This is a genomic window from Qipengyuania citrea (assembly GCF_009828015.1).
GTDB classification, from domain to species: domain Bacteria; phylum Pseudomonadota; class Alphaproteobacteria; order Sphingomonadales; family Sphingomonadaceae; genus Qipengyuania; species Qipengyuania citrea.
Genome location: NZ_WTYG01000002.1, coordinates 225,221 through 245,169 on the forward strand (window position 1 = coordinate 225,221; position 19,949 = coordinate 245,169).

The 19,949-nt window shown below is 63.3% G+C and carries 32 protein-coding genes; 31 read left to right on the forward strand and 1 reads right to left on the reverse strand.

From position 1 onward, the window contains the following. Nucleotides 1–228: 228 nt before the first annotated feature. The 31 genes from rpsJ to GRI55_RS06725 all read left to right on the forward strand — a co-directional run bounded on the left by rpsJ (nt 229) and on the right by GRI55_RS06725 (nt 19,207). Nucleotides 229–540, forward strand: coding sequence for a 30S ribosomal protein S10 (gene rpsJ / locus GRI55_RS06575; protein WP_006831877.1), 312 nt, complete (start codon nt 229–231; stop codon nt 538–540). A gap of 273 nt (nt 541–813) precedes the next feature. Further along, nucleotides 814–1,680, forward strand: a complete 867-nt coding sequence (gene rplC / locus GRI55_RS06580; protein WP_050599057.1) for a 50S ribosomal protein L3 — start codon at nt 814–816, stop codon at nt 1,678–1,680. Nucleotides 1,681–1,683: 3 nt separating this feature from the next. Then, nucleotides 1,684–2,307 carry a 50S ribosomal protein L4 gene (gene rplD, locus GRI55_RS06585; RefSeq protein ID WP_050599056.1) on the forward strand — a complete coding sequence of 208 codons (624 nt, stop codon included), beginning with the start codon at nt 1,684–1,686 and terminating at the stop codon, nt 2,305–2,307. Continuing rightward, nucleotides 2,300–2,608, forward strand: a complete 309-nt coding sequence (locus tag GRI55_RS06590; RefSeq protein ID WP_050599055.1) for a 50S ribosomal protein L23 — start codon at nt 2,300–2,302, stop codon at nt 2,606–2,608. Before rplD ends, GRI55_RS06590 begins: the two co-directional genes overlap by 8 nt. A 14-nt stretch (nt 2,609–2,622) precedes the next feature. Beyond that, entirely contained in the window at nt 2,623–3,459 is an 837-nt protein-coding gene (rplB, locus tag GRI55_RS06595; RefSeq protein ID WP_050599054.1) for a 50S ribosomal protein L2, read from the forward strand. Between the two features lie 6 nt (nt 3,460–3,465). Further along, nucleotides 3,466–3,741, forward strand: coding sequence for a 30S ribosomal protein S19 (rpsS, locus tag GRI55_RS06600; RefSeq protein WP_050599053.1), 276 nt, complete (start codon nt 3,466–3,468; stop codon nt 3,739–3,741). Continuing rightward, nucleotides 3,741–4,118 (forward strand): 50S ribosomal protein L22, encoded by a 378-nt coding sequence (gene rplV, locus GRI55_RS06605; RefSeq protein ID WP_050599052.1) that lies wholly within the window; start codon nt 3,741–3,743, stop codon nt 4,116–4,118. The genes rpsS and rplV overlap by 1 nt, the downstream gene beginning before the upstream one ends. A gap of 1 nt (nt 4,119) precedes the next feature. After that, on the forward strand, nt 4,120–4,815 hold the full coding sequence (gene rpsC, locus GRI55_RS06610; protein WP_050599051.1) for a 30S ribosomal protein S3: 696 nt from the start codon (nt 4,120–4,122) through the stop codon (nt 4,813–4,815). Between the two features lie 21 nt (nt 4,816–4,836). Next, a complete protein-coding gene (gene rplP, locus GRI55_RS06615) occupies nt 4,837–5,271 on the forward strand; it encodes a 50S ribosomal protein L16 (RefSeq protein ID WP_050599050.1) in 435 nt (144 codons plus the stop codon). Then, complete coding sequence (gene rpmC / locus GRI55_RS06620; RefSeq protein ID WP_050599065.1) at nt 5,271–5,480, forward strand: 50S ribosomal protein L29; 210 nt, start codon at nt 5,271–5,273, stop codon at nt 5,478–5,480. Before rplP ends, rpmC begins: the two co-directional genes overlap by 1 nt. 10 nt (nt 5,481–5,490) lie before the next feature. Then, a complete protein-coding gene (rpsQ, locus tag GRI55_RS06625) occupies nt 5,491–5,781 on the forward strand; it encodes a 30S ribosomal protein S17 (RefSeq protein WP_050599049.1) in 291 nt (96 codons plus the stop codon). Between the two features lie 64 nt (nt 5,782–5,845). Continuing rightward, complete coding sequence (gene rplN, locus GRI55_RS06630; protein WP_050599048.1) at nt 5,846–6,214, forward strand: 50S ribosomal protein L14; 369 nt, start codon at nt 5,846–5,848, stop codon at nt 6,212–6,214. After that, on the forward strand, nt 6,214–6,534 hold the full coding sequence (gene rplX, locus GRI55_RS06635) for a 50S ribosomal protein L24 (protein ID WP_050599047.1): 321 nt from the start codon (nt 6,214–6,216) through the stop codon (nt 6,532–6,534). The genes rplN and rplX overlap by 1 nt, the downstream gene beginning before the upstream one ends. Next, nucleotides 6,527–7,105: a 50S ribosomal protein L5 gene (rplE, locus tag GRI55_RS06640; RefSeq protein ID WP_050599046.1), complete on the forward strand. Its 579-nt coding sequence runs from the start codon at nt 6,527–6,529 to the stop codon at nt 7,103–7,105. Before rplX ends, rplE begins: the two co-directional genes overlap by 8 nt. A 26-nt stretch (nt 7,106–7,131) precedes the next feature. Continuing rightward, complete coding sequence (gene rpsN / locus GRI55_RS06645) at nt 7,132–7,437, forward strand: 30S ribosomal protein S14 (protein WP_050599045.1); 306 nt, start codon at nt 7,132–7,134, stop codon at nt 7,435–7,437. Between the two features lie 11 nt (nt 7,438–7,448). Beyond that, complete coding sequence (gene rpsH / locus GRI55_RS06650; RefSeq protein ID WP_050599044.1) at nt 7,449–7,844, forward strand: 30S ribosomal protein S8; 396 nt, start codon at nt 7,449–7,451, stop codon at nt 7,842–7,844. Continuing rightward, a complete protein-coding gene (gene rplF / locus GRI55_RS06655) occupies nt 7,844–8,377 on the forward strand; it encodes a 50S ribosomal protein L6 (protein WP_050599043.1) in 534 nt (177 codons plus the stop codon). The genes rpsH and rplF overlap by 1 nt, the downstream gene beginning before the upstream one ends. 1 nt (nt 8,378) lies before the next feature. Beyond that, on the forward strand, nt 8,379–8,723 hold the full coding sequence (gene rplR / locus GRI55_RS06660) for a 50S ribosomal protein L18 (RefSeq protein ID WP_050599042.1): 345 nt from the start codon (nt 8,379–8,381) through the stop codon (nt 8,721–8,723). Beyond that, nucleotides 8,723–9,541, forward strand: coding sequence for a 30S ribosomal protein S5 (gene rpsE / locus GRI55_RS06665; RefSeq protein WP_063505561.1), 819 nt, complete (start codon nt 8,723–8,725; stop codon nt 9,539–9,541). The genes rplR and rpsE overlap by 1 nt, the downstream gene beginning before the upstream one ends. A gap of 5 nt (nt 9,542–9,546) precedes the next feature. Further along, on the forward strand, nt 9,547–9,732 hold the full coding sequence (gene rpmD / locus GRI55_RS06670; protein WP_050599040.1) for a 50S ribosomal protein L30: 186 nt from the start codon (nt 9,547–9,549) through the stop codon (nt 9,730–9,732). A 202-nt stretch (nt 9,733–9,934) separates the two neighbouring features. Continuing rightward, entirely contained in the window at nt 9,935–10,459 is a 525-nt protein-coding gene (gene rplO, locus GRI55_RS06675; protein WP_050599039.1) for a 50S ribosomal protein L15, read from the forward strand. 105 nt (nt 10,460–10,564) lie between these two features. Further along, on the forward strand, nt 10,565–11,929 hold the full coding sequence (gene secY / locus GRI55_RS06680; protein ID WP_050599038.1) for a preprotein translocase subunit SecY: 1,365 nt from the start codon (nt 10,565–10,567) through the stop codon (nt 11,927–11,929). 31 nt (nt 11,930–11,960) lie between these two features. Beyond that, nucleotides 11,961–12,608 (forward strand): adenylate kinase, encoded by a 648-nt coding sequence (locus tag GRI55_RS06685; RefSeq protein ID WP_160766616.1) that lies wholly within the window; start codon nt 11,961–11,963, stop codon nt 12,606–12,608. Nucleotides 12,609–12,677: 69 nt separating this feature from the next. After that, entirely contained in the window at nt 12,678–13,325 is a 648-nt protein-coding gene (locus GRI55_RS06690; RefSeq protein ID WP_160766617.1) for an SRPBCC family protein, read from the forward strand. A 330-nt stretch (nt 13,326–13,655) separates the two neighbouring features. Next, nucleotides 13,656–14,024 carry a 30S ribosomal protein S13 gene (gene rpsM, locus GRI55_RS06695; protein ID WP_050599036.1) on the forward strand — a complete coding sequence of 123 codons (369 nt, stop codon included), beginning with the start codon at nt 13,656–13,658 and terminating at the stop codon, nt 14,022–14,024. 56 nt (nt 14,025–14,080) lie between these two features. Beyond that, on the forward strand, nt 14,081–14,470 hold the full coding sequence (rpsK, locus tag GRI55_RS06700) for a 30S ribosomal protein S11 (RefSeq protein ID WP_006831904.1): 390 nt from the start codon (nt 14,081–14,083) through the stop codon (nt 14,468–14,470). A 110-nt stretch (nt 14,471–14,580) separates the two neighbouring features. Then, nucleotides 14,581–15,636: a DNA-directed RNA polymerase subunit alpha gene (locus GRI55_RS06705; RefSeq protein WP_050599035.1), complete on the forward strand. Its 1,056-nt coding sequence runs from the start codon at nt 14,581–14,583 to the stop codon at nt 15,634–15,636. Between the two features lie 149 nt (nt 15,637–15,785). Then, nucleotides 15,786–16,208, forward strand: a complete 423-nt coding sequence (gene rplQ / locus GRI55_RS06710; RefSeq protein ID WP_063512196.1) for a 50S ribosomal protein L17 — start codon at nt 15,786–15,788, stop codon at nt 16,206–16,208. 91 nt (nt 16,209–16,299) lie between these two features. Next, complete coding sequence (locus tag GRI55_RS06715) at nt 16,300–17,649, forward strand: serine hydrolase domain-containing protein (RefSeq protein ID WP_160766618.1); 1,350 nt, start codon at nt 16,300–16,302, stop codon at nt 17,647–17,649. A gap of 134 nt (nt 17,650–17,783) precedes the next feature. Further along, nucleotides 17,784–18,344, forward strand: coding sequence for a hypothetical protein (locus GRI55_RS06720; protein WP_050599033.1), 561 nt, complete (start codon nt 17,784–17,786; stop codon nt 18,342–18,344). Nucleotides 18,345–18,457: 113 nt separating this feature from the next. Continuing rightward, on the forward strand, nt 18,458–19,207 hold the full coding sequence (locus GRI55_RS06725) for a hypothetical protein (protein ID WP_160766619.1): 750 nt from the start codon (nt 18,458–18,460) through the stop codon (nt 19,205–19,207). Here GRI55_RS06725 and GRI55_RS06730 read toward each other — a convergent pair. Continuing rightward, nucleotides 19,204–19,824, reverse strand: a complete 621-nt coding sequence (locus GRI55_RS06730) for a trimeric intracellular cation channel family protein (RefSeq protein ID WP_050599031.1) — start codon at nt 19,822–19,824, stop codon at nt 19,204–19,206. The two genes, GRI55_RS06725 and GRI55_RS06730, sit on opposite strands and share 4 nt — an antisense overlap. Nucleotides 19,825–19,949 lie beyond the last annotated feature (125 nt).

A 19,949-nucleotide genomic window follows, 5' to 3' on the forward strand; every position in this document is an offset into this window, starting at 1 on the left:
CGCCGTGTCATATTCCGTCATCTTCAGATCGGCGGGATTGAGGGGTTGCCAGACCGGTGACTCACCCGTATAGGCGCGCTCACAGGATGAGGAATCACCGCCATTGGCGGCCTCGCCAACGAATTCATGAAAGGTCGCCCGTTCCGGGAAACCGGGCGCTGACAGGGCGGGCCTTTCTTTTTTGTGGACCTTTGTTGGTCCATTGGCTCTTTCGCATCGGTGTAGGTAATGGAAGCTCAGAATATCCGCATTCGCCTCAAGGCGTTCGACCATCGCGTTCTCGACCAGGCAACTGGCGAAATTGCAGACACCGCGCGTCGTACGGGTGCACTTATTCGCGGCCCCATTCCCATGCCGACGCGCATCGAGAAATTCACCGTGAACCGCGGCCCGCACATCGACAAAAAGTCGCGCGAGCAGTTCGAGGTGCGTACCTACAAGCGGCTGCTCGACATCGTGCAGCCGAACGCCCAGACGGTCGACGCGCTGATGAAGCTCGACCTTGCTGCGGGCGTGAACGTCGAAATCAAGCTCGCTTAAGAGTTTGCCGCAAGTCCCGCATGGCGGGATTTGCCGTCGAGCTGGCCAGACGCTAACTGGCCGCAAAGTTTCGGGGCACTCGATAGCCCCGCTGGACCGCGAGGTTCGGCAAGACATCGGGATACCGCCGGATTGATCCGGGTCTGCGTCCCCCGTCTCGCTACCAAGGCAATTTGCCGAGGTGGCACTCAGCCCGGACGGGGCGACGCATCTTAAAACGGGCTGGCAAGCACCTCGGATGGGCCGGGGTGCCTCTGTGTTAGGAGTTTTACGATGCGCACAGGCGTTATCGCAAAGAAAGTCGGGATGACCCGCCTCTTCCAGGAGGACGGCCGGCACGTGCCGGTTACCGTTCTCGCTCTGGAAAATTGCCAGGTTACTGCTCACCGCACCGAAGATCGCGATGGTTATTTCGCGGTTCAGGTCGGCTCGGGCGAAGCCAAGCAGAAGAACGTCAACAAGCCGCAGCGCGAAGCTTTCGCCAAGGCTGAAGTTCCGCTTAAGATGAAGGTCGCCGAATTCCGCGTCGACACCGAAGAAGCCCTGCTTCCGGTCGGTGCCCGCATTTCGGCCGAACACTTCATTGCTGGCCAGAAGGTCGACATCACCGGTCACACCCAGGGTAAGGGTTTTGCCGGCGCGATGAAGCGCTGGGGCTTCGGTGGTCTGCGGGCGACGCACGGCGTTTCGCTCTCGCACCGTTCGCACGGTTCGACGGGTAACCGTCAGGATCCGGGCCGCGTGTTCAAGGGCAAGAAGATGGCTGGCCACATGGGCGACCGTCAGCGCACCCAGCAGAACCTCGAGATCGTTCGCACCGACGCCGATCGCGGCCTGCTCTTCGTCAAGGGTTCGGTCCCGGGCGCGAAGAACGGTTGGCTGCTGGTCAAGGATGCGGTCAAGATTGCGCACGGCGAACTCCCGTTCCCCGGCGTGATGTATCGCAACCGCGACGAGTTCGAGCATCAGGAAGCTGATGCCGGCCTGGTCGAGAGCGCTGCCGAGCACGAGCCCGGTACGGAAGTTTCCCCCGAGCAGCAGGAAGCGCTGCTGAAGGAACAGGAAGCTGGTGCCGAAACCGAAAACACCACCGATACGCCCGCAGCCGACACCGGCTCGGACGAAAACAAGGAGGGCTGATCCGTGAAGGTGAAGGTCCAGAAAATCGACGGCAAGGCGTCGGGCGACATCGAACTGAACGATGACGTCTTCGGTGTCGAGCCGCGTGCCGATATCCTGCATCGCGTTGTCACCTGGCAGCTCGAAAACCGCCGCGGCACCGCCCGTCCGACGCGTGAGCGTTCGGATGTCGCGCGCACCGGCAAGAAGTTCGGCCCGCAGAAGGGTTCGGGCGGCGCTCGTCACGGCGACCGCGGCGCTCCGATCTTCATTGGCGGCGGTAAGGCTCATGGCGCGCGCAAGCGTGACTTCGAGCAGTCGCTGAACAAGAAGGTCCGCGCACTCGGCCTCAAGATGGCTCTGTCGAGCAAGGCGAAGGACGGCCTTGTCGTCGTCGACAGCCTCGAGCTCAAGGACGCCAAGACCAAGGCGCTCAAGGGCCTGTTCGACAAGGCTGGCTGGAACGGCAAGGTTCTGGTCATCGACGGCGCAAGCGTCGACGATGGCTTCAGCAAGGCGGCCCGCAACCTGCCCGGCGTCAACGTACTGCCGGCCATGGGCGCGAACGTCTACGACATCCTGAAGCACGACACGCTGGTCCTCACCAAGGACGCGGTCGAAAAGCTGGAGGCCCGGTTCAATGGCTAAGAAGCAGGAAGTGGAAGCGCGTCACTACGACGTCGTGCTCGCACCGCACATCACCGAGAAGGCCACGCTGGCGTCGGAAAACAACGCCGTCGTCTTCAAGGTCGCCAATGATGCGAGCAAGCCGCAGATCAAGGAAGCGATCGAGGCTATCTTCGACGTCAAGGTCATGGGCGTGAACACCATCGTGACGAAGGGCAAGACCAAGCGCTGGAAGGGCAAGCCCTACAAGCGCACGGACATGAAGAAAGCCATCGTCACTCTGAAAGACGGCGATTCCATCGACGTCACCAGCGGTATCTGAGGGGCTAGAGAGAAATGGCACTCAAGAACTACAAACCAACGAGCCCGGGCCGTCGCGGCCTGATCCTCGTCGACAAGTCGGGCCTCTACAAGGGCAAGCCGGTCAAGTCGCTCGTCGAAGGCAAGCGCAAGACCGGTGGCCGCAACAACAAGGGCCACGTCACTTCGCGCGGCATGGCCGGCGGCCACAAGCAGAAGTACCGCTACGTTGACTTCAAGCGTCGCAAGTGGGACGTCGAAGGCACCGTCGAACGGCTTGAATACGATCCCAACCGGACCGCGTTCATCGCCCTGGTCAAGTACACCGACGGCGAACTGGCCTACATCCTCGCTCCGCAGCGTCTCGCTGTCGGTGACAAGGTCATCGCTGCCGAGAAGGCCGACACCAAGCCCGGCAACGCCATGCTGCTCGGCCAGATGCCGGTCGGTACGATCTGCCACAACGTGGAAATGAAGCCGGGCAAGGGCGGCCAGATCGCCCGCGCAGCCGGTTCCTACGTCCAGCTGGTCGGTCGTGACCGCGGGATGGTCATCGTGCGTCTCAACAGCGGCGAGCAGCGTTACCTGCGCGCCGACTGCATGGGAACGGTCGGTGCCGTGTCGAACCCGGACAACCAGAACCAGAACCTGGGCAAGGCCGGTCGTCGTCGCTGGATGGGCATCAAGCCGCTGACCCGCGGTGTCGCCAAGAACCCGGTCGACCACCCGCACGGCGGCGGTGAAGGCCGCACCAGCGGTGGCCGTCACCCGGTCACTCCGTGGGGCAAGCCGACCAAGGGCGCCCGTACCCGCAAGAACAAGCAGACGGACAAGATGATCATCCGTTCGCGCCACGCGAAGAAAAAGAGGTAATCCGACATGGCTCGTTCCGTCTGGAAAGGTCCGTTCGTCGAGCTCAGCCTTCTGAAGAAGGCAGAGACCGCCCAGGACGCCGGTGGCTCCAAGCCGATCAAGACTTGGTCGCGCCGTTCCACCATCCTGCCGCAGTTCGTTGGTCTGACGTTCAACGTCTACAACGGACACAAGTTCATCCCGGTCTCCGTCTCGGAAGAGATGGTCGGCCACAAGCTCGGCGAGTTCGCGCCCACGCGCACCTTCCCGGGTCATGCTGCCGACAAGAAGGGTAAGCGCTGATGAGCAAGCAGAAAGCACCCCGCCGCGTTGCGGATAACGAGGCTCTGGCCGTTGGTACCACGATCCGTGGTTCGGCGCAGAAGCTCAATCTCGTTGCCGGTCTGATCCGCGGCAAGAAGGCCGAAGAGGCGCTCAATATCCTCGCTTTCTCGAAGAAGGCGATGGCTAGGGACGCCACCAAGGTCCTCGCATCGGCGATCGCCAATGCGGAAAACAACCATAACCTCGATGTTGACGCGCTGGTCGTTGCCGAGGCTTCGGTGGGCAAGTCGATCACCATGAAGCGGTTCCACACGCGTGGCCGCGGCAAGTCGACGCGCATCCTGAAGCCGTTCAGCCGCCTGCGCATCGTCGTCCGCGAGCAGGAAGAGGCGTAAGATGGGTCAGAAGAGCAATCCGATCGGTCTGCGTCTGCAGATCAACCGCACCTGGGACAGCCGCTGGTACGCCGAAGGGCGCGACTATGCCAAGCTGCTCAGCGAAGACATCGAAATCCGCAAGCACATCGTGAACAGCCTGCCGCAGGCGGCGATCTCGAAGGTCGTGATCGAACGTCCGGCCAAGCTGTGCCGCATCTCGATCTATGCTGCCCGTCCCGGTGTCATCATCGGCAAGAAGGGCGCGGACATCGAAAAGCTGCGCACCAAGCTGGCCAAGATGACCGCAAGCGAAGTGAAGCTGAACATCGTTGAAATCCGCAAGCCGGAAATCGATGCCAAGCTCGTCGCCCAGGGCATTGCCGATCAGCTGATCCGCCGTGTCGCCTTCCGCCGCGCCATGAAGCGTGCGGTGCAGTCGGCCCTGCGGCTTGGCGCCGAAGGCATCAAGATCGTTTGCGGTGGCCGTCTCGGCGGTGCCGAAATCGCCCGCGTGGAATGGTATCGCGAAGGCCGCGTTCCGCTTCACACGCTGCGTGCAAACGTCGACTATGCGGAAGCCGAAGCGCTGACCGCCTACGGGATCATCGGCATCAAGTGCTGGATCTTCAAGGGCGAAATCCTGGCGCATGACCCGACTGCCCATGACCGCCTGATGATGGAAGCCCAGACCTCGGGCGTCCGTCCGGCGCGCTGATTGCAGGATTAGGAAAGAACCATGCTGCAACCGAAGAAAACCAAGTACCGCAAGGCGTTCAAGGGTAAGATCCATGGCCAGGCCAAGGGTGGCACCACGCTGAACTTCGGGTCCTACGGCCTGAAGGCGCTCGAGCCCGAGCGGATCACTGCACGCCAGATCGAAGCGGCTCGCCGCGCGATCACGCGCCACATCAAGCGTCAGGGCCGTCTCTGGATCCGCGTCTTCCCCGATGTGCCCGTGTCGAAGAAGCCTGCCGAAGTCCGTCAGGGTAAGGGCAAGGGTTCGGTCGAATACTGGGCTGCTCGCGTCAAGCCGGGCCGCATCCTGTTCGAACTCGATGGCGTTGCCGGCCCGCTGGCCGCCGAAGCATTCGAACGTGCAGCAATGAAGCTGCCGATCAAGACCAAGGTCGTTGCCCGTCTGGGCGACACCGCCCACCTGGGAGGCGAATGATGGCCAAGACCGAAGACCTGCGCCAGAAGTCGGACGACCAGCTGTCCGAAGAGCTGACGACGCTCAAGCGCGAGCAGTTCAACCTCCGCTTCCAGGCGGCGACGAACCAGCTCGAAGCTCCGGCCCGCATCCGCGAAGTTCGCCGGACGATCGCCAAGATCAAGACGCTGCAGAGCGAGCGTTCGCGCTCGGCTGAAGCGAAGGCTTAAGGAGTAGACCATGCCCAAGCGTATCCTGATCGGGACCGTCACCTCCGACAAGACCGACAAGACCGTTACCGTGCTCGTCGAGCGCAAGGTGAAGCATCCCCTCTACGGGAAGATCATCCGCCGCTCGAAGAAGTACCATGCCCATGACGAGAAGAACGAGTTCACGCTCGGCGACGTCGTGCGCATCGAAGAAACCAAGCCGATCTCCAAGACCAAGACCTGGCAGGTGATCGACCGCGTTACCGCAGGTGGCACGCAGGCTGTCGAGGCTGACCTCGCTGTCGAAGCCGCCGGTAACTGAGCTTTATTGACGTAGGAACTGCCGGGCAATCGTCCCGGCAAGCCATTGAGAAGGAAACGGATCGATGATCCAGATGCAATCCAATCTCGACGTCGCGGACAACAGCGGCGCAAAGCGCGTCCAGTGCATCAAGGTGCTGGGCGGCTCGAAGCGCCGGACTGCTTCCGTAGGCGACGTGATCGTGGTTTCCGTCAAGGAAGCCCAGCCGCGCACGAAGGTGAAGAAGGGCGATGTCCATCGCGCCGTCATCGTGCGCACGAGGAAGGACGTACGCCGCCCCGATGGCAGCGTGATCCGCTTCGACAGCAATGCCGCGGTGCTCGTGAACAAGAGCGAAGAACCGATCGGTACCCGTATCTTCGGCCCGGTGGTCCGCGAACTGCGCGGCCGCGGCTTCATGAAGATCATCTCGCTTGCTCCGGAGGTGCTGTAATGGCTGCCGCAAAGATCAAGAAGGGTGACAGCGTCGTCGTCCTGTCCGGCAAGGACAAGGGCAAGACCGGCACCGTCGCGAAGGTCATGCCGAAGGATGGCAAGATCGTCGTCGAAGGCGTCAACATCGCCGCGCGTCACCGCAAGCCGACCCAGCAGAACCCGCAGGGTGGCATCGACCGCTTCGAAGCGCCGATGCACCTGAGCAAGGTTGCGCTGGCAGACCCTAAGGATGGCAAGCCCACTCGCGTCCGTTTCGAAGAAAAGGACGGCAAGAAGGTTCGTGTCGCCGTAAAGTCCGGGGAGACTATCGATGGCTGATTATACGCCCCGCATGAAGCAGCGCTATGACGACCAGGTCGTCAAGGCGATGACCGAGAAGTTCGGCTACAAGAACGCTCTCGAAGTCCCCAGGCTGGAAAAGATCACGCTCAACATGGGCGTCGGCGAAGCCAGCCAGGACAAGAAGAAGGTCCAGACTGCGGCCGAGGAAATGGCCCTGATCGCCGGTCAGAAGCCGGTTATCACCAAGGCCAAGAAGTCGATCGCGCAGTTCAAGCTGCGTGAAGGCATGCCGATCGGTTGCAAGGTCACCCTGCGCCGCGAACGCATGTACGAGTTTCTCGATCGTCTGGTGACCGTGGCCATGCCGCGCATCCGTGACTTTCGCGGGCTCAACCCGAAGTCGTTCGACGGCCACGGCAACTATGCCATGGGCCTGAAGGAACAGATCATCTTTCCCGAGATCAGCTACGACCAGATCGACAAGGTCCGGGGGATGGACATCATCGTAACCACGACGGCGAAGACCGACGACGAGGCGCGCGAACTGCTCCGCCTGTTCGGTTTCCCGTTCCCGGCTGAAGAGTCGGCAGAGAAGGAGGCGGCGTGAGCCGCTAATAGAGGAACTTAAGTCCAATGGCGAAACTGAGTTCGATCAACAAGAACGAGCGTCGTAAGAAGCTCGTCAAGCAGTATGCGGAAAAGTTCGCGAAGCTTAAGGCTATCGCTGACGATGAATCGCTCGACGAGACCGAACGCCTGATGGCGCGTCTCAAGATGGCGGAACTGCCGCGCAATGCGAACCCGACCCGGGTGCGCAACCGCTGCTCCACCACCGGCCGCCCGCGCGGCTACTACCGCAAGTTCGGGCTCAACCGCATCGAACTGCGCGACCTCGGCAACAAGGGCCTGATTCCGGGCCTGACCAAGTCGAGCTGGTGAGGTAAAGACAAATGGCTATGACCGATCCCCTGGGTGATATGCTCACCCGTATCCGCAACGGCCAGCGCGCGAAGAAGGACAGTGTCCTCTCGCCCGCCAGCAAGCTGCGTGCGAACGTCCTCGAAGTGCTCCAGCGCGAAGGCTACATCCGTGGCTACAGCGATGACGCTTCGGCCAAGCATGCACAGCTGCGGATCGAACTGAAATATTTCGAGGGCGAACCTGCTATCAAGCACGTTGCCCGCGTCTCCAAGCCGGGCCGCCGCGTCTATTCGGGTTCGAAGGAACTTCCGATCGTGCGCAACGGCCTTGGCATCACCATCGTCTCGACACCCAAGGGTGTGCTTTCGGACGCCGAAGCGCGCACCGAGAACGTCGGCGGCGAAGTGCTGGCGGAGGTGTTCTGATGAGCCGCATCGGCAAACGTTCGGTGGCGATCCCCAGCGGGGTCACTGCCAACATCAATGGCAACACGCTCAGCGTGAAGGGTCCCAAGGGCTCGCTCGAAATGGGTCTTTCCGACCTGATCGAATACAAGCTGGAAGACGGCGAGATCTCGGTCAAGCCGGCCAACGAGACCCGTCAGGCGCGCAACCACTGGGGCATGCAGCGCACGATGGTTTCGAACCTGGTCGAAGGCGTGACCGAAGGCTTCACCAAGGTCCTCGAGATCAACGGTGTCGGTTACCGTGCGCAGGCGCAGGGCAAGAAGCTCAAGCTTCAGCTCGGCTATTCGCACGACGTCGATCTCGACGTGCCCGAGGGCATCGAGGTCAAGACGCCCGACCAGACTACCGTCGAAATCAGCGGTATCGACAAGCAGGCCGTGGGCCAGTTTGCGGCGAACGTCCGCAAGTGGCGCAAGCCCGAGCCCTACAAGGGCAAGGGTATCAAGTACCGCGGCGAGTATATCTTCCGCAAGGAAGGGAAGAAGAAGTAAGATGGCAAAGCTCTCTCTCTTTGAACGTCGCCGTCGCCGCGTCCGCACCGCGCTCCGCAACGTGTCCGGTGGCAGGCCCCGCCTATCGGTGCACCGCACCGGCCAGCATATCTATGCGCAGATCATCGACGATTCGGCCGGCAAGACGCTCGCCGCAGCATCGACGCTTGGCGCGGACGGTACGGGTGCCAATATCGAAGCCGCCAAGAAGGTTGGCAGCGATATCGCCGCTGCTGCCCAGAAAGCCGGCGTAACCTCCGTCGTGTTCGATCGCGGTGGTTTCCTGTTCCATGGCCGCGTTAAGGCGCTGGCCGACGCCGCTCGTGAAGGCGGGCTGGAGTTCTGATGATGGCTGACGAAAACAAAACCGAAAACACCGAAGCCGAAACCAAGGTCGAAACGACCGAGGCCAAGGCCGAGACCACGCCTGCGGTCACGAAGGAAGAGCCGGCTGTCGCCGACACGCCTTCGGAAGCTGCAGCGAACCAGAGCCCTGCACAGGGTGCCGAAGGGCAGCCGCAGCAGCGCGAAGGTCGTGGCCGTGGCGGTCGTGACAACCGTGGCGGCGGTGGCCGTGGCCGCGGTGGCCGCGACAACAACCGTCGTGGCGGACGCCGCGAGGAAGAAGACGACGGCATCATCGAGAAGCTCGTCCACATCAACCGCGTCAGCAAGACGGTGAAGGGCGGTAAGCGCTTCGGGTTTGCTGCGCTGGTCGTGGTGGGTGACGGCCAGGGCCGCGTCGGGTTCGGCAAGGGCAAGGCCCGCGAAGTCCCTGAGGCGATCAGCAAGGCGACTGCCGCTGCACGCAAGATGATGGTCCGCGTCCCGTTGAAGGAGGGCCGTACCCTCCATCACGACGGCAAGGGTCGTTTCGGCGCGGGCAAGGTTACCGTTCGTACCGCACCTCCGGGTACCGGCATCATCGCCGGCGGTCCGATGCGTGCCGTGTTCGAAAGCCTCGGCGTTGCCGACGTGGTGACCAAGTCGGTCGGTACGTCGAACCCCTACAACATGATCCGCGCCACGTTCGACGCGCTGACCAACCAGACTTCGCCGAAGTCGGTGGCTCAGCGTCGCGGCAAGAAGGTCGCTGACCTGCTTGGCCGTGGTGGCGCTTCGGTAGCAGAGGCTGAAGCCGACGCCGCCGCTATTGCGGAGTAAGATCGATGGCCAAAGCGAAAACCGTCAAGATCAAGCAGATCGGTTCGCCGATCCGGCGCCCGGAAAGCCAGAAGAAAATTCTGATCGGTCTGGGCCTCAACAAGATGCACAAGATCGTCGAGCGCCAGGACACCCCCGAGGTGCGCGGCGCAATCGCCAAGATCCCGCATCTGGTGACCGTGGTCGACTGATCAGGCAGCCTGTCTGCCGAACAAAAGTGCCGGGCCGCGTTCGATCGCTGCCCGGCCTTTTTCGTTAGGACGACAATTTCGTTTACCGCGTGCGCGCCGTCCAATTGAGAGTCGACATGATCGGCCAAACAGACTATCGGCGCGCACTTCCCAACAGCGCGAACCCCGTCACGGGGCGTTAGAAAGCGAAAGCGAGTGCACTATGAAATTGAATGATATCCGCGACAATCCCGGCGCACGTAAGACCCGCATCCGTATCGGACGCGGCATCGGCTCGGGCAAGGGCAAGACCGGCGGCCGCGGCCAGAAGGGCCAGAAGAGCCGTTCGGGCGTCGCCATCAAGGGCTTCGAAGGCGGCCAGATGCCGCTGCACATGCGCCTGCCGAAGCGCGGCTTCAACAACCCGTTCGGCAAGGACTTCGCCGAAGTGAACATCGGCATGGTCCAGAAGTTCATCGACGCCGAAAAGCTCGACGGATCGAAGGTGCTCGACCATGAAACGCTGCGGGCCGCCGGCCTCGCGCGGGGTGGCAAGGACGGTGTCCGTCTGCTGGGCAAGGGCGAGCTCAAGGCCAAGGTAACCTTCAAGGTCGCCGGTGCCTCGAAGGGCGCCATCGAAGCGGTCGAAAAGGCCGGCGGCAAGGTCGAAGTGATCGCCGCCGACAAGCCCGAGCACGAGAAAAAGGCTGCTCGCGCCGAAGCCAACAAGGCCAAGAAGGCGAAGTAAGCGGGATAATTCGGGGGGACGGGTTCGACAATCCGTCCCCCTGTCCCTATCTAGCCTTCCTGTGCCGGGAGGGGCCGGCGCCAATTCAGGATTGAACAGATTCCCATGGCATCACGCGCCGACAATATCGCGAGCAACATGAGCCTCGCAAACTTCACCAAGGCCACCGAGCTGAAGAACCGTATCTGGTTCACCATCGGGGCCCTGATCGTCTTCCGTTTCCTCAGCTTCGTTCCGCTTCCGGGCGTGAACCCGCTGATCCTGAGCGATCTCTACGATCAGACGCGGGGCGGGATCCTCGACCTGTTCAACACCTTTTCGGGCGGCAGCCTTGAGCGGATGAGCCTCATCGCGCTCGGCGTCATGCCCTACATCACCGCCTCGATCGTCGTGCAGCTGGCAGCCGCGCTGCATCCAAGCCTCGCCGCGCTCAAGAAAGAAGGCACGGTCGGGCGGCAGAAGCTTAACCAGTACACCCGGTACGGCACCGTGTTTCTGTGCGCGATCCAGGGCTGGTTCCTCGCCTCGGGTCTCGAAAGCTTCGGCGCGCAGAGCGGGCTTCAGGCGGTGGTCGACCCGGGCATCATGTTCCGTGTCGGCGCTGTCATCAGCCTGGTGGGCGGGACCATGTTCCTGCTGTGGCTGGGCGAACAGATCACCAGTCGCGGCATCGGCAACGGCGTGTCGCTGATCATCATGGCAGGCATCGTCGCACAGTTCCCGACCTTTGTCTCGAACCTGGGTCAGGGCTATTCGGAAGGTTCGATCCCGACCGGCATCATCGTCGGCCTGATCGCCATGGTCGTCGTGCTGATCCTGGTCATCTGCTTCATGGAGCGCGCCCAGCGCCGCCTGCTGATCCAGTATCCCAAGCGTGCGACGCAGCGCGGCGTTATGCAGGCCGATCGTTCGCACCTGCCGCTCAAGCTCAACACCGCAGGTGTGATCCCGCCGATCTTTGCCAGTTCGCTGCTCCTGCTTCCGCTGACGATCACGCAGTTCGCGGGCAATTCGGTCGATACCGACAGCGCCGCGGGCGGGGTGCTCCAGTCGACGCTGCAATATCTGCAGCACGGTCAGCCGCTCTACATGACGCTCTATGGCCTCGGCATCATCTTCTTCTGCTTCTTCTACACCGCGATCGTCTTCAATCCCGAGGAAACCGCGGACAATCTGAAGAAGAACGGCGGGTTCATTCCGGGCATCCGACCGGGCAAGCGGACCGAGGAATATCTCGATTATGTGCTGACGCGCATTACCGTGATCGGCGCAATCTACCTGACGCTGGTTTGCGTCCTGCCGGAATACATGATCGCCCAGACCGGCGTGCCTCTGTTCCTCGGCGGCACCAGCCTGCTCATCGTGGTCAATGTCACGGTCGACACGATCAGCCAGATCCAGTCGCACCTGCTGGCGCACCAATATGGTGACCTCATCAAAAAAGCGAAGTTGAAGGGACGCCTGCGTTAAGGCACAGCACGGGCGAAGGGGACTTTACGCAATGGATATCATCCTCCTGGGCCCTCCGGGCGCCGGTAAGGGGACGCAGGCCCAGCGCCTGGTCGAACACCACGGAATGCTGCAGCTTTCGACCGGCGACATGCTGCGCGAAACACGCAAGGCCGATACCGAGCTGGGCCACAAGGTCGCGGACATCATGGATTCGGGCGGGCTCGTATCGGACGAGATCGTGTCGGCCATGATCGATGCCAAGCTGGCCGATATGGGTCCGGAAACGGGTGCGATCTTCGACGGCTATCCCCGCACTGCGGCCCAGGCCGACCAGCTCGACGGTATCCTTGCCCGGCACGGCCGCAAGCTCGACCATGTGATCGAGCTCGAAGTGAACGAGGAAGCGCTGGTCGAACGGATCACGGGCCGCTTCACCTGCGCCAATTGCGGCGCCGGCTATCACGACGTGTTCAAGCAGCCGGCGACACCCGGCGTATGCGACAAGTGCGGATCGACCGAGTTCAAGCGCCGTCCCGACGACAATGAGGAGACGGTGCGCAAGCGGATGCAGGAATATCGCGGCAAGACCGCGCCGATCCTGCCCGGCTACGAACAGCGCGGCATTGTCAGCCGGGTCGATGGCATGGCCTCGATCGAAGACGTTACGCACGCGATCGACGCTATCCTCACCCGCTGATCCCACTCGGGTTTCCATGACCCGGTACATGGCCTAAGGCCGACCTCTCGACAGAGGGAGATTGGTCTTATGCGCCTTGCCGGAACCCTGTTTGCCGCTGCTGCGCTTGGCTGTGCGGCGCCATTGTCCGCCGAGGTTGCGGAAACCACCGCCAGCGGCTTCGTCACGCGTGACATGGCCGAGGTTGCGGCTACCCCGAGGCAGACCTGGCTGGCATTGATCCGTCCGGGCGCGTGGTGGAACGATGCGCATACATGGTCGGCAGATGCGGCCAACATGACGCTGACCCCGCAGGCGGGCGGCTGCCTGTGTGAACGCGTGCCGGGCGAGGACCGCGCCGACGGCTTTTCGCTCGATGGCAGTGTGCAGCACATGGTCGTGGTCCAGGCTTACCCGTTGAAGAACCTGCGCATGCGCGGGGGGCTGGGCCCATTGCAGGGCGAACCCGCCACCGGTGTACTGACGATTACTCTGGAAGAGATCGACGGCGGGACACGGATCCGCTGGGAATATGTAGTCGGCGGCTACATGCGTTACGAAGTGCCGACTATCGCTGCCGCGGTCGATCAGGTGATGAGCCAGCAATTGCACGGGCTGCGCGATCATCTGGGCGCGCTCGGCGGAGCCGCGGCGACCGTGCCACGAGACAGCGATCCTGCGCCGGCCGATGAGGCAAGCCTCGAAGACCAGATCGACGCGCTGGACGGGGCGGGGTAGGCCAAGAGCCAGGTCGGGGACGCCACGGCCGGGCGCCGATCATGCTTGCCTAAGGGTTTTGACGTATGGCGGCGAACGGGCTAGGCCCTGATCTTCTCGGACGACAGCGGCCGCATGGGTCGCTGTGGATCTCGCTGTGTGCTGGGCAGTTGACCTTGGCGTCGAATCCCCCTAAGCGCGCGGTTCATTCGACATTGCGGCGATTCCGGCGGATGGCAGTGATATCTGCGTCGAGCCGGATTTTGCGTTAGGCAGGGGCTGCAAGCGTCGGATTGAGCGATGAGATAGGACCGCCGGCCTCACCGGCGCCTGTGGAGCATGGAGAAGTAAGTGGCTCGTATTGCCGGGGTAAACATCCCCACCAACAAGCGCGTGATCATCGCGCTCACCTATATTCACGGTATCGGCCGTAACAACGCCGTCGAGATCGCCGACAAGCTCGGTATCGATCACACCCGCCGCGTGCAGGACCTGTCCGACGAGGAAGTCCTGCGCATCCGCGAGACGATCGATGCGGATTACACCGTGGAAGGCGACCTTCGCCGCGAAACCGCGATGAACATCAAGCGGCTCATGGACCTGCGGTCCTACCGCGGTCTGCGTCACCGTGCCGGTCTGCCCGTTCGCGGCCAGCGCACTCACACCAACGCCCGCACCCGCAAGGGCAAGGCCAAGCCGATCGCTGGCAAGAAGAAGTAAGCGCAGGGGCATTCCCCGCGCTTTTGCCTTCTTGATAGATTAGAGGAATACAGACCATGGCACGCGAACCCGGCCGCGTTAGGCGCCGCGACAAAAAGAACATTTCCAGCGGCGTTGCGCATATCAACGCCAGCTTCAACAACACGATGATCACCATCACCGACGCACAGGGCAATGCGATCAGCTGGTCCAGCGCCGGCATGATGGGCTTCAAGGGCAGCCGCAAGTCGACTCCCTATGCTGCGCAGGTCGCCGCCGACGACGCGGGCCGCAAGGCCGCCGAGCATGGCGTGCGCACCCTCGAAGTCGAAGTGAAGGGGCCGGGCTCGGGCCGCGAAAGCGCGCTGCGCGGTCTCGCGGCAGTGGGCTTCACCATCACTTCGATCCGCGACGTGACGCCGATCCCGCACAACGGGGTCCGTCCTTCCAAGCGTCGTCGCGTCTGATCCGTACCTGCCTGGCGGCTCGCTGACGCGGGCCGCCGACACCCTCTCACGGACCGGACGCTCTTACCGAAGAGCGCCGGTCCTGCCCGCATCCGAACCAGGGGATTTTCATGTCCGTCAACATTAAGAACTGGCAGGAACTCAAGAAACCCAGCGTCCTTGATATCAAGGCAGCTAGCGACAAGCCTCACAAGGTCACCTTCGTCGCAGAACCGCTCGAGCGGGGCTTCGGCCTGACGCTCGGCAATGCGCTGCGGCGCGTGCTCCTGAGCTCGCTGCAGGGCGCTGCGATCACTTCGATCAAGATCGAAAACGTACTCCACGAATTCAGCTCGCTCGCCGGCGTGCGCGAAGACGTGACCGACATCGTCCTCAACGTGAAGCAGATCGCGCTGAAGATGGAAGGCGAAGGCATGAAGCGCCTGCAGCTTTCCGCAACCGGCCCGGGTGAAGTGACCGCGGGCGATATCGCCGTTTCGGGCGACATCGAAGTGATGAACAAGGATCTCGTGATCTGTCATCTCGATGAAGGCGCGACGCTCAACATGGAACTGACCGCGGACACCGGCAAGGGCTACAGCCCCGCCGTGATGAACCGTCCGGCCGACGCGCCGATCGGCCTGATCCCGGTCGACAGCCTGTATTCGCCGGTTCGCCAGGTCAGCTACAAGGTCGAGAACGCCCGTGTTGGCCAGGAACTCGACTACGACAAGCTGTCGATCACCATCGAAACCGACGGCACCGTCTCGCCCGAAGATGCCGTGGCCTATGCCGCGCGCATCCTCCAGGACCAGCTGACGCTCTACGTCCACTTCGAAGACGGCATTCCGCAGCCGACCTCGGCCATGATCGGCCAGGCCGCCGAGCCGCAGGAAAGCGACACCAACCAGCTCAACCGTTACCTGCTCAAGAAGGTCGACGAGCTGGAACTGTCGGTCCGTTCGGCCAACTGCCTCAAGAACGACAACATCATCTATATCGGCGACCTCGTCCAGAAGACCGAAGCCGAGATGCTTCGTACGCCGAACTTCGGCCGCAAGTCCTTGAACGAAATCAAGGAAGTGCTCTCGTCGATGGGTCTGCGCCTCGGCATGGACATCCCCGGATGGCCGCCGGAGAACATCGAGGAAATGGCCAAGAAGCTCGAACAGGAACTCCTGGGCTAACGTAATCAGGGTGCCCCGGCGCAGGTCGGGGCTCCCTTCCATCGGCACAGCGCCGGTGGAAATACGAATGGGCGTAGGTGACGGCCCGCAACGGTCACCGGCTTCGGGCTACCTAGAACGGGCCCTTATCGAACAAAGGAAGAGATACGATGCGTCACAAGATTTCCGGCCGCAAGCTGCAACGCAAGACCGGCCACCGTCATGCCATGCTGCGCAACATGGCTGCCGCGCTGATCAAGCACGAGCAGATCATGACCACGCTGCCCAAGGCCAAGGAAATGCGGCCCTACATCGAGAAGCTGATCACGCTCGCGAAGCGTGGCGGCCTGTCGAACCGTCGTCTGGCAATGAGCCGCCTGCAGGACGAAACGCAGCTCAAGAAGCTGTTCGACATCCTTGCCGAACGTTATTCGGACCGTGAAGGCGGCTACAGCCGCGTCATCAAGGCCGGCTACCGTGCCAGCGACGCCGCCCAGATGGCAATCATCGAGCTGGTCGACCGCGACGAAGACGCCAAGGGCCAGGATTCGGGCCCGGTGATGAATGAAGACAGCGAGTTCGAAGACGCCTGAGGCGCTCTCGAATGAAGACATGCGGGGCCGGGCGGGAAACTGTCCGGCCCTTTTGTTTTGCATGGCTGCGGCAGCATGGCACAAGGCGCGCATGATCAGACATGCCATCACCGCCGCAGCGCTGCTCGCCGCTGTTCCGCTTGCCGCCCAGTCCGTCACGCAGGAGCAGATCGAGACGCGCTACGACCGCTCCCTCGCTGCGGGGTACAAGGCGCTGTTCCTGTGCAGCGCAATCGCGAATGCTGAGCGCAACGGTGCCTTGCGGACTGCCGAAAGCGTCTTCGAATGGGAACTGTCGGGCATTCAGGCACCCCTGGGGCCGCTGGCCGATACGATGCCCTACCGGATCGCGCGCGGCGCAGACGGGACCGTCGAAACGGTCTCGGTCGAATGGGCTGATGACGCACCGCCGCGGATTGCCGTGCATGATTCGCGAATGGGTTGCGCGCAGCTTCCGATCGGGGGGCGCCCCGATCCGGTCGTCACCAAGCGGCCCGCCAGCACGATCGAACGCAGTGCGCCGATTGCTGCCACGGGCGCATTGGCTGGCACGTTCGCGCAAGGGTTCGGCGATACCTATGGCGAGGGAACGCGCACGACGGCGGTGCTCGTCATGCGCGATGGCGAGGTACTGGGCGAACGTTATGCGCCAGGGTTCGGGCCCGCCGTGCCCCAGCGCACGTGGTCGGTCGCGAAAAGCATCGCCGCGACGCTGGTCGGCATGGCGGTGCACCGCGGCGAGGCGGCAGTGGACCAGTCCGCTGGGCTGGGGATCGACATCAATGACGCGCGCACGCAGATAACGCTCGATCACCTGCTGCGCATGGCATCGGGACGCTATTCGGACACCGCGGGCAACCGCACTGATCCCCTGTATTATGGCGGATCGACCGTGGCCGAAACCGCTCTGCACTGGCCACTGGTGCATGAACCGGGCAGAATCTTCCGCTATGCCAACAACGACACGCTGGCCGCAGTCAATGCGATCGAAGCGTCGCTGGCGAAGCAGCCGCCCGCGCAGGTTTTCGCGCAGCTCGGCATGTTCGATACGGTCGCGGAAACCGACTGGCGCGGCGATTACATCCTGTCGAGCCAGGTATGGTCCACCGCGCGCGATCTCGCGCGGCTCGGACAGCTCTATCTGGATGACGGCGTGCTTGCGAATGGCACCCGGGTGCTGCCAGTAGATTGGGCGGACTACGTCTCCGCCCCCGACGGCCCGCAGCCCGATGGCCCCTTCGGCTACGGTGCCGGCTTCTGGCTGCTAGACGCGGTGGACGGCGTCCCCGCCGATACCTTCGCCGCGATGGGGAACCGTGGGCAGTTCATCGTAATCGTGCCGAGCCGTGACACGGTCATCGTCCGGCGGGGCGAGGACCTGGCCGGGCACCGGTTCGATATCGCCGCTTTCACGCGCGACGTGCTGGCTCCGCTGGAATGAACCATTCATAAAAACGGCGCCTAAACTGAACAAAGGCTGTCGTCCAAGTTCAGCCTCGTCTCACGCCCGTTCATCTAGATCGGTTCTCACAGCCGGGGCATTCCCGCCGCGGCCCTGATGAGGAGACCCTCGAGATGAAACAGTTCAGCAAAACGTTCGCGAAGGGTGGGATCGCAGCGGCAACGGTCGGGGCAATGGCCCTGGCGGGTGCCACACCGGCACAGGCACGCGGCGACGACGACGGGATTTCGGTCGGCGAGGTAATCGCCGGCGCAGTGATCATCGGCGGTATCGCTGCCATCGCCGGTGCTGCCAGCAAGGACCGCAACCGCGACCGCTACGGCTATAATGGCGGCGCCTACCGCTATGACAATGACTACCGCCGCGATGCCTACGCCAGGCGCGGCAACCCGCGCGCTGCAGTGCAGCGCTGCGTCAGCGCCGCACAGGTCGACGCGCGCCGCTCCGGCTATCGCCACGCATCGGTCACCGATATCCGTAGCGTGAAGGACACGCGCTATGGCTGGAAGGTCAGGGGCACGATGGTTGTCGATGGCCAGCGCGGTTACCGCGATGCGCGCTACGATCGCCGCCGCGACCGCTACAGCGCCCGCGATAGCGGCAAGTTCACCTGCTACATCGAACGCGGCCGCGTTGCCGATGTCGACTACAGCGGTATTCGCGGACTGCGCTGATCGCGTTTCACGCACCACCACGGGCGGTTCAGGCCTCGTTTAGCCCGGGCCGCCCATTCCTGCCGTATTGCCATACGCGTGCCGGGGTGAGCGCGCGACCACAGGGGATCCATATGCCGACCAGACCATCCATTGCCGCGCTGCCGGCGCTGCTGGCAGCCACCTCGCTGGTGGCCATGCCCGCGCAGGCGGCCGAACTGCCGGTCCAGGCCGCGCCCGCGATAGCACAAACGGTTGCCGCGGCTCCGGCCTGGGCACCGGGCGACGACGATGCCGCAAAGCATCGCCGCTACCGCGATCGCCGTTACCGCGACCGCGGGACCGATGTCGGCGACATCCTCACCGGACTGCTGATCATCGGCGGCATCGCTGCGGTCGCCAGCGCGGTCGACAAGTCGGACGAGCGTGAATACCCGCGCGATGCGCGTTATCCCGATCCCCGCCGCGACACCGATCGCGCCGACGATGTACGGGGGCTCGACCGCGCCGCCGCGATGTGTGTCGAAGCAATCGAACGCGATGCCCGGGTCGACACGGTCGATGCGGTCAACCGCGATGCGAGTGGCTGGAGGGTCGATGGCCGCATGTACGATGGCCAGGCCTTCACTTGCCGGATCGGACCGGACGGGCGGATCGATGGTATCGATTACGGCAGTGGCATGGCCAGTTACGACGCGGGCGGGGCAGGCAGCTACGGCTATCAGCCGGCGACCGACCGGCAATACGGCGCCGACGTCTACGCAGCGGCACGCGCGCGGGCCGATGGCGCGCAGCCTGCCTATCCGGGCGGCCCCCTGCCGGGCGACGACGTGATCGACGGCGATCTCGAATACGGGACCGCCTATCGCGGCACCGGCGGCTAGTCGCGGCCGTAGGCCGGCAGCGCGAGGTTCCAGCGGATCGCCGCAAGCCGCAGGCCATATCCCGCGGCGGTTGCAGCCACCCACACCCATTCGCGGCGGATGCCTGCCAGATCGCCCAGCACGGTGACGCTGGCGGAAAGCGCGGCGGCGGTGACATAGAGTTCGGGGCGCATGAGGATCGATGGACGCCCTGCCACCACATCGCGGATGATCCCGCCGACGCAGCCGGTGATCACGCCCATCAGCGCGGCGGTTACGGGCGGTATCCCATATTCGAGCGCCTTGGCCGCGCCAAGCACGGCGTAGGCCGCCAGCCCGAGGCCGTCGGCAATCGAGAGGAACCGGCCGGCCCACCATCTCGTCGGGATGAACCACGCGAACAGCGAGACCGCGAGGCAGACCACGGCCACCCCGCCATCGTGGATCCAGAACACCGGGGCACCGATCAGCAGGTCGCGCACGGTGCCGCCGCCAACCCCCGTGACCAGCGCGAAAAATGCCAGCGTGACGAAGGTCTGTCGCTCCTTCGCCGCCACCAGCGCACCGGTCAGCGCGAAGATGGCGACGCCGGCAAGATCGAGCCAGTCGAGCAGGGGGGTCAGGACCTCGGGATTCATGCGATAGCCGCGTGCGCGCCGTGCCCTGGCATGATCGCGTCCTCGCCGGCCATCCGGCCCGGCTGCTGTTTCCGCTTGCGGGCAGGGCGCTGAAGGCCGCGCTGGTATTCCATGTCGTCGAGGCT